The organism is Sulfuriferula multivorans (assembly GCF_003851125.1).
GTDB lineage: Bacteria > Pseudomonadota > Gammaproteobacteria > Burkholderiales > Sulfuriferulaceae > Sulfuriferula > Sulfuriferula multivorans.
Genome location: NZ_BGOW01000021.1, coordinates 12,737 through 24,440, shown reverse-complemented (window position 1 = coordinate 24,440; position 11,704 = coordinate 12,737). Strand labels below are relative to the sequence as shown.

14 protein-coding genes are annotated in these 11,704 nt (G+C 58.2%); 11 read left to right on the top strand and 3 right to left on the bottom strand.

The window, feature by feature from the left end:
• The first annotated feature begins 9 nt into the window (after window positions 1–9).
• The 7 genes from EI185_RS11845 to EI185_RS11815 all read left to right on the top strand — a co-directional run bounded on the left by EI185_RS11845 (window position 10) and on the right by EI185_RS11815 (window position 5,045).
• A complete protein-coding gene (locus tag EI185_RS11845) occupies window positions 10–507 on the top strand; it encodes an OmpH/Skp family outer membrane protein (RefSeq protein ID WP_370685767.1) in 498 nt (165 codons plus the stop codon).
• A 25-nt stretch (window positions 508–532) separates the two neighbouring features.
• Entirely contained in the window at window positions 533–1,570 is a 1,038-nt protein-coding gene (lpxD, locus tag EI185_RS11840) for a UDP-3-O-(3-hydroxymyristoyl)glucosamine N-acyltransferase (RefSeq protein ID WP_189836388.1), read from the top strand.
• Between the two features lies 1 nt (window position 1,571).
• On the top strand, window positions 1,572–2,000 hold the full coding sequence (gene fabZ, locus EI185_RS11835; RefSeq protein ID WP_124705427.1) for a 3-hydroxyacyl-ACP dehydratase FabZ: 429 nt from the start codon (window positions 1,572–1,574) through the stop codon (window positions 1,998–2,000).
• A gap of 5 nt (window positions 2,001–2,005) precedes the next feature.
• Window positions 2,006–2,776, top strand: coding sequence for an acyl-ACP--UDP-N-acetylglucosamine O-acyltransferase (gene lpxA / locus EI185_RS11830; protein ID WP_124705367.1), 771 nt, complete (start codon window positions 2,006–2,008; stop codon window positions 2,774–2,776).
• Between the two features lies 1 nt (window position 2,777).
• A complete protein-coding gene (gene lpxB, locus EI185_RS11825) occupies window positions 2,778–3,935 on the top strand; it encodes a lipid-A-disaccharide synthase (RefSeq protein ID WP_124705366.1) in 1,158 nt (385 codons plus the stop codon).
• Window positions 3,932–4,531, top strand: coding sequence for a ribonuclease HII (gene rnhB / locus EI185_RS11820; protein WP_189836387.1), 600 nt, complete (start codon window positions 3,932–3,934; stop codon window positions 4,529–4,531). The genes lpxB and rnhB overlap by 4 nt, the downstream gene beginning before the upstream one ends.
• A 64-nt stretch (window positions 4,532–4,595) precedes the next feature.
• Window positions 4,596–5,045, top strand: a complete 450-nt coding sequence (locus EI185_RS11815) for a CopD family protein (protein ID WP_124705365.1) — start codon at window positions 4,596–4,598, stop codon at window positions 5,043–5,045.
• A 12-nt stretch (window positions 5,046–5,057) separates the two neighbouring features.
• Here the strand turns inward: EI185_RS11815 and EI185_RS11810 are convergent, their stop codons facing one another.
• From EI185_RS11810 to senB, 3 genes are all read right to left on the bottom strand, one after another.
• Window positions 5,058–6,194, bottom strand: coding sequence for an HD-GYP domain-containing protein (locus EI185_RS11810; protein WP_124705364.1), 1,137 nt, complete (start codon window positions 6,192–6,194; stop codon window positions 5,058–5,060).
• A 261-nt stretch (window positions 6,195–6,455) separates the two neighbouring features.
• Complete coding sequence (locus EI185_RS11805) at window positions 6,456–6,848, bottom strand: Gfo/Idh/MocA family oxidoreductase (protein ID WP_124705363.1); 393 nt, start codon at window positions 6,846–6,848, stop codon at window positions 6,456–6,458.
• Between the two features lie 53 nt (window positions 6,849–6,901).
• Complete coding sequence (gene senB, locus EI185_RS11800) at window positions 6,902–7,855, bottom strand: selenoneine biosynthesis selenosugar synthase SenB (RefSeq protein WP_124705362.1); 954 nt, start codon at window positions 7,853–7,855, stop codon at window positions 6,902–6,904.
• Between the two features lie 60 nt (window positions 7,856–7,915).
• On the opposite strand from senB, the gene EI185_RS11795 reads away from it, so the two are divergent.
• The 4 genes from EI185_RS11795 to EI185_RS11780 all read left to right on the top strand — a co-directional run bounded on the left by EI185_RS11795 (window position 7,916) and on the right by EI185_RS11780 (window position 11,575).
• Window positions 7,916–8,680, top strand: coding sequence for a TrmH family RNA methyltransferase (locus tag EI185_RS11795; RefSeq protein WP_124705361.1), 765 nt, complete (start codon window positions 7,916–7,918; stop codon window positions 8,678–8,680).
• 94 nt (window positions 8,681–8,774) lie between these two features.
• Window positions 8,775–11,111, top strand: a complete 2,337-nt coding sequence (ppsA, locus tag EI185_RS11790) for a phosphoenolpyruvate synthase (RefSeq protein ID WP_124705360.1) — start codon at window positions 8,775–8,777, stop codon at window positions 11,109–11,111.
• Between the two features lie 21 nt (window positions 11,112–11,132).
• Window positions 11,133–11,255, top strand: a complete 123-nt coding sequence (locus EI185_RS11785; protein WP_124705425.1) for a type II toxin-antitoxin system RelE/ParE family toxin — start codon at window positions 11,133–11,135, stop codon at window positions 11,253–11,255.
• A complete protein-coding gene (locus tag EI185_RS11780; protein ID WP_124705359.1) occupies window positions 11,255–11,575 on the top strand; it encodes a HigA family addiction module antitoxin in 321 nt (106 codons plus the stop codon). Before EI185_RS11785 ends, EI185_RS11780 begins: the two co-directional genes overlap by 1 nt.
• Window positions 11,576–11,704: the final 129 nt, after the last annotated feature.

Genomic DNA, 11,704 nt, shown 5'->3' with positions numbered 1-11,704 from the left:
GAGCGAGCAGTGAATAAGGTTTTGGCAGCAATTATATTGAGCGCAGGGTTGATGTCTGCCGGGGTAGCGTCAGCCGATATCAAGATCGGTTTTGTGAATACCGAGCGCGTGTTCCGTGAAGCGCCGATTGCCCTGCAGGCGCAAAAAAAGCTGGAAAAGGAATTTGCCCCGCGCGAAGCCGAATTGCAAAAAATGGCAAAGCAGGCACGCGATCTGCAGGCTCAGCTGGAGAAGGATGGAGCGATCCAATCCGACACGGATCGCCGCAACAAGGAACGTGATCTGGCCAACCTGAACCGCGATTACCAGCGTACCCTGCGCGAATTTCGCGAAGATCTCAATGTACGTCGCAATGAAGAACTGTCCAAGGTGCAGGACCGCGCCCGTAAAGCCATTCATGCCTACGGTGAGGCTGAGAAGTATGATGTCATACTCGAAGAAGCTGTCTATTTCAGCCCGAAAATCGACATCACTGACAAAATTATTCGCGCTCTGAGCGACAAGTAATCCTGAAGGGCGCCTTATGCCGGACGTGTCTTACACATTGGCAGAAATTGTCAGGCGCCTTGGCGGCGAAGTGCTTGGAGATGCGCAAACCCGTGTTAGCCAGGTTGCCACGTTGAGCAGTGCCCGGCCCGACCAGATCAGCTTTCTCGCCAATCTGAAATACCGCAGCCAGCTGGCTGAATCGGCAGCGGGTGCGTTCATACTGGGGCGCGATGCGGCCGAGGCCAGTACCAGGCCACGCATTATTGCCGACAACCCATACACGTATTTCGCCCGTGTTTCCGCGCTGTTCAATCCACCGCCTGAAGCCGTGCCTGGGGTACACCCATCGGCGGTGGTGCACCCCACCGTGCATATCGCAGATGACGCCTGTATTGGCGCCAATGCGGTGGTGGAACAGGGGACGAAAATCGGCGCCGGCAGCATTATCGGCGCCGGCAGCGTGATCGGCGCGGATTGTGTTATCGGTAAGGGCTGTCTGCTGTACGCCAATGTCAGCGTGTATCACGGATGCATGATAGGGGATCGCGTTATTTTGCATTCCGGCTGCGTGATCGGTTCCGATGGTTTCGGCCTGGCACCCGATGGTGGTCGCTGGTTGAAAATACCGCAGATCGGCCGGGTGATCATTGGCAATGATGTGGAGATCGGCGCCAATACCACGGTGGATCGTGGCGCGCTCGACGATACGGTGATCGAGGAGGGCGTCAAGCTCGACAATCAGATTCAGGTCGCGCATAACGTACGCATTGGTGCGCACACCGCGATAGCTGCCTGTACCGGGATTGCCGGCAGTGCCAAAATCGGTGCGCACTGCACCATCGGCGGTGCGGCAATGATTTTTGGGCATATCGAGATCGCCGATGGAGTGAATATTTCCACCAATACCCTGATTACCAAATCACTGACCCAACCTGGCACCTATACTTCTGCGCTGCCCTTTTCGGAACATGGCGAATGGCTGAAAAATGCAGTGCAGATGCGTCATCTCGACAGCATGGCCAAACGTATCCGCGAGTTGGAAAAAAAGCTGGGCGAACTGGAGAAAAACCAACATGAGTAGCATGGACATCAACGAAATCATGGCATATTTGCCTCACCGTTTCCCGTTTCTATTGGTGGACCGGGTGATTTCTCTGGAGCCTGGGAAAAGCATCGTGGCGCTCAAGAACGTGAGCATGAACGAGCCATTTTTCCCTGGGCATTTCCCCAAGCATCCGGTCATGCCTGGCGTGCTGATTCTCGAGGCACTGGCCCAGGCGGCAGCCCTGCTGTCATTCAAGACGGTTGCAGATGCGCCCAATGGTGACGCGGTGGTGTATTTTGCCGGTATCGACGCCGCGCGTTTCAAAAAACCGGTAATGCCTGGCGACCAGCTCATGCTGCATGCGGAAATCCTGCGCAATCTCAAGGGCATCTGGAAATATGCGACCTACGCCGAAGTGGATGGCCAGCGCGTGGCGGAAGCCGAGATGATGGCCACGCTGCGCTGAAACAGATGATTCACCCCAGCGCAATCATTCATCCCGGCGCGCAGCTCGGCGCCCATGTCAGTATCGGTCCCTACGCCGTGATCGGCGAGCACGTGGTCATCGGCGACGGCACCACGGTGGGCGCGCATACGATTATTAACGGGCACACCCTTATCGGCCGCGATAATCATATTTTCCAGTTCAACTCCCTGGGAGAAATTCCTCAGGACAAGAAATATGCGGGAGAGCCGACCCGGCTGGAAATTGGCGACCGCAATACCATACGCGAATTCTGCACTTTCAATCTGGGCACTGCGCAGGACACCGGCGTGACGCGTGTCGGCAACGACAACTGGATCATGGCCTATGTCCATCTCGCCCACGACTGCCACGTGGGCAACCATACGATTTTCGCCAATAACGCTTCCCTGGCGGGGCATGTGACGGTGGGAGATCATGCCATCCTGGGCGGGTTTACCGGCGTGCACCAATTCTGCAAAATTGGCGCCCATGTCATGACGGGTATTTCCAGCGTGGTATTCAAGGATATTCCACCTTACATCATGGCCGCGGGACAGCCTGCCGCACCGTACGGCATCAATGTCGAAGGCCTGCGGCGGCGTGGCTTTTCGCCCGAGTCGCTGGCCGGGCTCAAGCGTGCCTACAAAACCTTGTATCGAGAGGGGCTGACTTTCAGCGAGGCACAAGAGCGTCTTGCAGAACAGGCGCAAGGTGTTGCGGAAGTCCGGTTGCTGGTGGATTTTCTCGGTCAGACCGATCGCGGCATTATTCGCTGACATGGCGGCAGCAGCACGACCGCCCCGGATTGGTATCGTCGCGGGCGAAGCCTCTGGTGATCTGCTCGGCAGCCACCTGATCACCGCCCTGAAGGCGCATCGCCCGGATATCGAATTTGTCGGTATCGCCGGACCAAAAATGATTGCGGCGGGGGCACGCAGCCTGTTCCCGATGGAAAAGCTTTCGGTGAATGGCTACGTTGAGGTGTTGCGCCACCTGCCGGAAATCCTCGGCATCCGGCGCAAACTCAGGCGCGCTTTGCTGGACGATCCGCCCGACTTGTTCATCGGCATCGACGCACCCGATTTCAACCTCGCTCTCGAGGCCCGCCTCAAGGCACGCGGCATTCCCACGCTGCATTATGTGAGTCCGTCGATTTGGGCATGGCGCGGCGAGCGCATCAAGAAAATTGCACGTGCTGTCACCCACATGTTGGTGGTGTTCCCGTTTGAAGAAGCGATTTATCGCAAGGCAGGTATCCCGGTCAGCTACGTCGGACACCCGCTGGCCGATATGCTGCCCGATAACCCGGACCGCGACGAAATGCGCGAACTTCTTAAACTCCCTAACCAGCAGCCGATTGTGGCGATGTTGCCGGGCAGCCGCGCCGGCGAATTGGCGCATCATGCGCAACTGTTTGTGGACACCGCACGCCTGATTCATGCACAGCATCCGGAAGTCTGTTTTTTGGTGCCGCTGCTGAGCCGCACAACCCGTAATATCTTTGAGAGTGCCCTGGGCAGTAACGACATCATGCTGCCTGTCCGTATCATGATCGGCCATGCCGATTACGCTATGACGGCGGCGGATGTCGTACTGGTTGCATCCGGCACTGCGACGCTGGAAGCCGCGCTGCTCAAACGCCCCATGGTCATTACCTATCGCGTGCCCAAACTGACTGCTTATCTCATGCGCCGCAAGGCCTATCTGCCCTGGGTCGGGTTGCCCAATATCCTCGCCAATCGCGATGTGGTGCCTGAACTTGTGCAGGAAAACGCCACCCCCGAAAAACTCGCGGCCGCAGTGCTGGACTTGCTGGCTGACCGGGATAAGTGTCAAGCCATGGAAACCGAGTTCGCCGCGCAGCACGCAGCCCTCAAATGCAATACCGCCGAGCGCATGGCTGAAGCCGTGCTGCCCTACCTGGAGCACAGATGAACAAAACCTTGCTGGTGTGCGGCGTGGATGAAGCCGGACGAGGGCCGCTGGCCGGAGCCGTGTTTGCCGCTGCGGTCATTCTTGATCCGGCGCATCCGATCGACGGCCTCGACGATTCAAAAAAACTTTCTGCGCGTCGCCGCGAATCGCTTGAAATTCTAATTCAGGAACATGCACTGGCCTGGGCGGTGGCTCAGGCCAGTGCCGCCGAGATTGACCAAATTAATATTTTGCAGGCCACGCTCCTGGCCATGAAACGCGCGGTGGAGGCATTGCAGGTGCTGCCGGCAGAGGTATTGGTGGACGGCCTGCATTGCCCGAAGATACTGATACCCGCGCGTGCCATCGTCAAGGGCGATGCTTCGGAGCCAGCCATTTCAGCTGCGTCGATTCTCGCTAAAACAGCGCGTGACCGCGACTTGATGCGTTTGCACAAGATTTATCCGGAATACGGTTTTGACCGCCATAAAGGCTATCCAACGCAAGAGCATCTGGCGGCCTTGAATCAACATGGCATCACCATCGAGCATCGTAGAAGTTATGCGCCAGTGCAGCGCTGCATATTGGCCGCACAATCCAGACCATTTCCGGAATAGCTGACAAACGCGGCCGCTTGTGTGTAGGCTGTGCGGATTGTTTTTTTAATCAAGGAGAACTGCCATGATATTTGCTAAATTTTTGCACGTGCTCGGCTTCACCATCTGGGTCGGCGGTATGTTTTTTGCCTATATGGCGCTGCGTCCTGTGGCCGCAGCACGGCTCGAGCCGCCGCAGCGTTTGTCGCTGTGGGAAGGTGTATTCGGCAAATTCTTTCCCTGGGTGTGGCTGTGCGTCGCCACCATACTTGCCAGCGGCCTTTACATGATGGCGCAGCTTGGCAAGCCACCCATGTACGTATCTGCCATGTTCGGCCTGGGAATCATCATGATGATGCTATTCGCGCATGTCTTCTTTGCACCGTTCAAACGTCTTAAGCGCGCAGTCGCCGCGCAGGATTGGCAGGCCGGCGGTGCCGCGCTGGGTCAGATACGCATGCTGGTGGGGGTTAACTTGAGCCTGGGGCTGCTGACAATTGTGGTGGGTACGCTGGGTGCCCTGCTGGTTAGCTAGGATCAGGCTGATTCATAGCCTGGCTTCTTTTCCCCATAAATGCTGCATGCTGAAACGGACGTTCGCCTGACTCGGGTACACTGCCTCGCGGATGGCGAAAAGCTCTTTTGCAGTATCACGCTGAATCGGAAAAGCCAGCGGCGCGCCGCGTGGCCCGACCAACGCATGTACTACCGGCGCCGATGCCTGTTTGCTCTTGTGGGTGACCACACCGATCTCGCCATTTTGCAGGCGCACATAGGTACCCGGTGGGTAGGTTCCAAGTTCATGGATAAAATAAGGCGCCAGGTGTGTGTCTATGGTTTTGCTTTCTTCGACAAACAATCCGCGCAATGCGGCGGGCGGCAGCAAAGCTTGCCGATAGGTGCGGCCGGTTACGCGCGCGCAATAACGGTCAGCCAGTGAAATGATCTTGGCGTTCTGTGAAATTTCCTGGCCTTTCAGGCTGTGAGGATAGCCGCTGCCGTCCTCGTTTTCGTGATGCTGCAATACATAAGTTAACCAGTCTGGATGGTCGATTCCAGCCTGCTTTAGCAATTGCACCCCTTCTTCCGGATGCTTTTTGATAAACTCGATTTCCTTCTCGGTCAAGGGCCCTTGCTTGTCCTGAAAATGGTCATGCTGGCGTATCATTCCTATATTCATTGTCAGGGCGGCTGCGACAATGATGCGAACCTCGTCCGGGCTTTTTTTCATTACCTGGGCAACCAGCAGGGACACCAGAGCAGTATCCATCGAATGGCGTCCGGCATAGCTGCTCACGCTCTGGTTGAGCAAAATGCACGCAATGGCAATATCGGGATTCAGATTGGTGGCATAGATCACCGTTTTGGCAACCTCGAGAATCTTGGCCTGCGCATCGGCCTCTGCATGCAAGCCAAACAGCAGCCCCTCAAGCCGTTTGTGAGCCAGGTTGATAAAGCGTAGTACGGACGGCAGTTCCCGAACCTGTGCGGCTGCTTGCGGTGCCTCGTTTGGCTTGTCGGGCAGATCAATAAACATCCCCCGTGCCACCAGGGATTCAAGCAGATGGTTGTTATCTATGACGTGACCGCGGCTGAGCAGCAAATGCCCGGCCGTATCGTAAACGTCCCACTGCAAAGGTTCGCCCAGAACCATGTCCTGCATACTGATACGCCGTTTATTCACGGTGACCTCCGGTTGCTTTGCGTTGGCGTGTTTTAAGCATGATCCTCATTTGAATGTTGGGGCACGCTGTTATGGTAGCAAAATTACAGCTTTTTGCTTTCCTGGCAGATAAGGATACGCGCGGGGCATGGGAAGGCTCTACCTGACGCGGCATAGTCAGACTGAAGTGGCAGTACGATTGACCACCCAGCGCGGCAGGATCCCGGTTGAACATGGGAAACGCGCCTGGACAAGACCAGGCTTGTGGCAAATGAGGTTGCGTCAGTAGCCTGTTTGTGAACTGCGCGGCAGTTCGCCGACCTCACCGAAAAAGCTCCACAGCAGGTGGGCGACGACTTCGGGAGCGATCACGGTATGGCGATTGTTGGTTTCCTGAAGACGGGCACGCAGATCCTTGCGCAATTGTGCATTACCGGTCAGATCGAAAATGATATCGACCTTCTCGCCCAGATCGATGACTTCCAGCGCATCGCGAAAAACCGGAATTTTGCTGTGCACGAAACCCATGGCTACCGGAGATTCCAGGTCTCTCGAGGCAACCGCGACAATTTCCACATTGGCGTGTTCTTCCTGAATCTTTTCCAGGAAATTTTCCGCGAAAATTTCTCCGACGCTGCCTAAACCGAGTAATGCGACTCTGACTTTATTGCTCATGGGTAGATCTCCTTGGTGTTATGAATTTATCGGCTGACGATACCGGAATGGCCCTAAGCTAGCAAGGACGCTTCAATCACGCGTGCAAGGGAGTCCGCTTCGGTTTCAGGCATAAACAATTCGCGGCGCCTCGCGCATTGATTTTGTAGCAACGCCAGCCACGTCGGGTCGCATTCGGCACGGTGCAGCAGCGCGGTGAGCGCGGCGGTATCTGCCGGCGCGTAGTAACCGGCATAATGCTCGCCCAGCATGCCGATGTTGCCGGGGATCGCCGAAGCGATGACCGGAGTACCGGCGGCGACGGCCTCGCAGATCACATTCGCGCCGCCTTCCATGTGCGAGCTGATGACCATGACCGGCGCACGCGCCAGATAGCGCAGGACTTCACCGTGGGGGCGCTCGCCCAGCCAACGGTAGCGCGGTTCGACGCGCATCCAGTGCTGTGCCTCTGCGGCCATTGCCTGATCCAGCGCCTGCCCCATTTGCGTAATACGGATGCGGCTGTCCGCAGGCAGCCGGTGCAGGGCCTGGGCGGCGCGAAACGGGTCTTTTTCCGTGCGCAGATGGCCCGCTATGCACACCTCGAAACTGCGTTGGAGCGGGGGCCTGCGCGCCAGGCTGGGCGCCGACTGATATACCACATGCGCCCGGGTGCGGAGTGCCGGCGCCAGTTCGTCCAGTCCCTTGTCCTGCAGCACGATGATGCGCGTAGCCAGTGCGAGCGAGCGTTGCGCGTCAGCGTCAAAGTGGATGTCGCGATAGATGTCGGTTCCGGTCAGTGCCAGTACCAGCGGACATTGCGGGTAGGCCGTGGCAAACCGGGCAACGGAATCGGCGCTACGGCGAGCGTGTAGCGCCAGCATCAGGTCGGCGGGGTGGCTATTCCAGCTGACTTCCAGCGCGACCTGATGACCGCGCTGGCGCAGCATGGCGGCCCAGCGTAACGCAGTGTGACGGTTACCCAGACGGCTACCGGGTTTGGCTGGAGTAATGAGGGCTATTTTCATTTTTGCCTATGATACCTTGAGCTACAATACCGACTACTTCTCGCCACGCGCTGACGCGACATGACAGAAACCATTTCCTCGCCGCAAAACCCGCGCTTCAAGCATGTAAAAAAACTCGCCGAATCAGCCGCTGTGCGCCATGAATACGGCCAAACCCTGCTCGATGGCGAGCATTTGCTGACCGCGGCGCTGGAGGCCGGAATCCGTCCCGCGCTGCTGATAACAACAGCGGCCGCATCCGCCAGCTCCTTGCTGCAAGATTGTGCCGAAGTGGAGCGACTGACATTATCACAAGCGTTGTTCAATGTGCTTTCACCGGTTAAAGCTCCGACCGGCATACTGGCGCTGATCACCATTCCCCAATCTGCCCCACCCTCCAAAACGAATTTCTGCGTGTTGCTGGAAGCCATCCAGGACCCCGGCAACCTCGGCGCCATGTTGCGCAGCGCGGCGGCGGCGGGGGTTGACGTGGTGTATCTTTCCTCTGGTTGTGCCGATGCCTGGTCCCCCAAGGTGCTGCGCGGTGGCATGGGGGCGCACTTTGCGACCCATATTATCGAAAATGCCGACCTACCGGCCGTAGCACAGGCTTTTCCCGGTGCGGTATGCGCTGCCACGCTGGGTGCAGCGCACAGCCTGTATCAAACCGATTTGCGCGGCGCGGTGGCGTTTGCAGTAGGCAATGAAGGCGCCGGGCTTTCCGCTGAACTGCGTGCCGCAGCAGGCGTAGAATTCACCATCCCCATGCCGGGCACGGTGGAGTCACTTAACGCGGCTGCCGCGCTGGCGGTATGCCTGTTCGAGCGGGTGCGGCAGGCAGGGTAGGGTCCAGGCTGCTGCGCCCTGTGCAGAACCAACACACAAGGTATTGTCCGGGCTACACTGGTGCCGCATGTAACAGCCTTTTGAGGATAAGAGCATGAACCAGCCCTACATCATCGATTTCACCCAGCTCAAGCTTACCGATATTCCCCGCGTGGGCGGCAAAAATGCCTCTCTGGGCGAAATGATCGGTAACCTGTCCAGTGCTGGCGTCAACGTGCCGGGGGGCTTTGCCACCACCGCGCAGGCGTTTCGTGATTTTCTTGATTTCAATAATCTGACTGCTCGCATCAGCGATGTCTTGAGCAAGCTCGACGTGGCGGATGTGACGCAGCTCGCGGCGACCGGCAAGGAAATTCGTGACTGGGTAGCGCAGAGCCCATTGCAGCCGGATCTGGAAGCGGCCATCCGCGCTGCCTGTGCGGAACAGGGCGATGTGCCGGTGGCAGTGCGTTCTTCCGCCACTGCCGAAGACCTGCCCAATGCCTCGTTTGCCGGGCAGCAGGAGACCTATCTCAACATCCAGGGTGTGGATAATGTGCTCGCCGCCATCCGCCTGGTGTTTGCTTCCTTGTATAACGACCGCGCCATTGCCTATCGTGTGCATCAGGGTTTCGAGCATGACCATGTGGCGCTGTCCGCCGGGGTGCAGCGCATGGTGCGCTCGGATCTGGCGTGTTCCGGGGTGATGTTTACCCTGGATACCGAATCCGGCTTCGACGGCGTGGTGTTCATCACCGCCGCCTACGGGTTGGGAGAAACCGTGGTGCAGGGCCAGGTCAACCCGGACGAATATTATGTGCACAAGCCCACCCGCGCGGTAATCCGGCGCACGCTGGGCAGCAAGGCGGTCAAAATGATATTCGGCGCGAGTCAGGATGCGGCCAATGCCACACAGGTGGTCGAAGTGCCGGAAACCGAACGGCGCCGCTTTGCGCTGACGGACAGCGATGTCGTGGCGCTTGCGGACCAGGCCATTGCCATCGAGCAGCACTATGGCCGCCCGATGGATATCGAATGGGCTAAAGATGGTGTAACCGGCGAGCTGTTTATCGTGCAGGCGCGCCCGGAAACCGTTAAGGCGCGTGTCGGCACCACGCAAACACGTTTCGCGCTGAAACAGCATTCGCGCATTCTCGCTCAGGGTCGCGCCATCGGCAGCCGCATCGGCCAAGGCGTGGTGCGCAATATCGCCAGCCCGACTGAAATGGCGCGCGTGCAAAAGGGGGACGTGCTGGTCACGGATATGACCGACCCGGACTGGGAGCCGGTGATGAGAGTGGCGTCTGCCATTGTCACCAATCGCGGCGGGCGCACTTGCCATGCGGCGATTATTGCGCGCGAACTCGGCATCCCGGCAGTGGTGGGGGCGGGCGATGCCACCACTTGTCTGCGGGATGGTGCCGAGGTGACCGTGTCCTGCGCCGAGGGTGATACCGGCTTCGTGTACGAAGGGCGGCTGGAAGTGGAAATCACCGAAGTCACCCTGGGGAATCTGGCCGAGCCGCCGGTCAAAATCATGATGAACGTGGGCAACCCCGAGCGCGCCTTCGACGCCAGCCAGCTACCCAACCACGGTGTCGGCTTGGCGCGGCTGGAGTTCATTATCAATAACCAGATCGGCATCCATCCGCGCGCCGCGCTGGACTATCCCAACGTGCCGGACGATGTCCGTGCCACATTGGAGGACAAGAGTGCGGGTTACGGCGATCCGGTGAATTTCTATGTGGAAAAACTCGCCGAGGGCGTGGCCACGCTGGGCGCTGCGTTCTGGCCCAAACCGGTGATCGTGCGCCTGTCCGATTTCAAATCGAATGAATACGCCAATCTGCCCGGCGGCCGCGCCTACGAGCCGGTCGAAGAAAACCCCATGCTCGGCCTGCGCGGCGCTGCACGCTATGTCTCGCCCCTGTTCCGCGACGCCTTTGCGCTGGAATGCCGCGCCGTGAAAAAAGTGCGCGAGATCATGGGGCTGACCAACGTGGAATTGATGATCCCCTTCGTGCGCACCGTGGACGAAGCCCGCGCCGTGGTCGAAGCGCTTGCGCACAACGGCCTCAAGCGCGGGGAGCAGGGTCTGCGTCTGATCATGATGTGCGAGGTGCCCTCCAACGTGATTCTGGCGCACGACTTCCTGCAATACTTCGACGGCTACTCCATCGGTTCCAACGACCTGACCCAGCTTACCCTGGGGATCGACCGCGATTCATCCCTGGTCGCCGCCAGCTTCGACGAACGCAATCCGGCAGTGAAAGCGCTGCTCTCGCAAGCCATCAGCGCCTGCAAGCAGGCCGGTAAATACGTCGGCATCTGCGGTCAGGGGCCGTCCGACCATCCCGATCTGGCCGACTGGCTGGTCGCGCAGGGGATCGATTCCCTGTCGCTGAACCCGGATACGGTGCTGGAGACCTGGGAAAGGTTGGGGCGGGGGTGAGCCTGGACGCTCAACCCCCGTCTGAATCCCTTAAAAGGCGACAAAAAGTATCTTTACAGCGTGCGTGTTTCCGGTAATTGGCGTATCACCTTCGAGTTTAGAAAGGGCGATGCCACTATGCTTAAACTGGAGGATTATCACTGATGAACGAACAACCCGTTAGCTTGCGTAGCACCCAGCACAAACCCACGCACCCTGGCGCTATCCTGCGGGAAGACGTATTGCCCGAGTTGCGCATGACCCAAACCGAACTGGCTCTGCGTTTGAGCGTTTCGCGCCTGACGGTATCTGAAATCCTGCACGAAAAGCGTCCCATCACGCCAGACATGGCGGTTCGTATCGGCAAGTTGCTCGGGAACGGCCCCGGCATCTGGCTGCGGATGCAACAAACATTGGACGTATGGGAACTGGAAAAGGGCGGTAACTACACACATATCCAGCCGCTTGCATCGGAATCGGTGTAGCGTGCGCTGCCGCACGACTAAAGCTCGATAAACATGGTTATATGTCACCGTGACGGATGCTAAATTGTTAGTCGCTTGTAAGGCGTAATAATCTGGCGTTGTGCCGACTGCCTATGAGCCGCAAGCTAA

Coding starts and splice junctions, on each gene's coding strand:
- EI185_RS11805 (WP_124705363.1), bottom strand. CDS start 6,848: ATGAGCAATAAAGTCAGAGTCGCATTACTCGGTTTAGGCAGCGTCGGA.
- rnhB (WP_189836387.1), top strand. CDS start 3,932: ATGAACAAAACCTTGCTGGTGTGCGGCGTGGATGAAGCCGGACGAGGG.
- lpxA (WP_124705367.1), top strand. CDS start 2,006: ATGATTCACCCCAGCGCAATCATTCATCCCGGCGCGCAGCTCGGCGCC.
- lpxB (WP_124705366.1), top strand. CDS start 2,778: ATGGCGGCAGCAGCACGACCGCCCCGGATTGGTATCGTCGCGGGCGAA.
- senB (WP_124705362.1), bottom strand. CDS start 7,855: ATGAAAATAGCCCTCATTACTCCAGCCAAACCCGGTAGCCGTCTGGGT.
- EI185_RS11780 (WP_124705359.1), top strand. CDS start 11,255: ATGAACGAACAACCCGTTAGCTTGCGTAGCACCCAGCACAAACCCACG.
- EI185_RS11795 (WP_124705361.1), top strand. CDS start 7,916: ATGACAGAAACCATTTCCTCGCCGCAAAACCCGCGCTTCAAGCATGTA.
- fabZ (WP_124705427.1), top strand. CDS start 1,572: ATGGACATCAACGAAATCATGGCATATTTGCCTCACCGTTTCCCGTTT.
- ppsA (WP_124705360.1), top strand. CDS start 8,775: ATGAACCAGCCCTACATCATCGATTTCACCCAGCTCAAGCTTACCGAT.
- EI185_RS11815 (WP_124705365.1), top strand. CDS start 4,596: ATGATATTTGCTAAATTTTTGCACGTGCTCGGCTTCACCATCTGGGTC.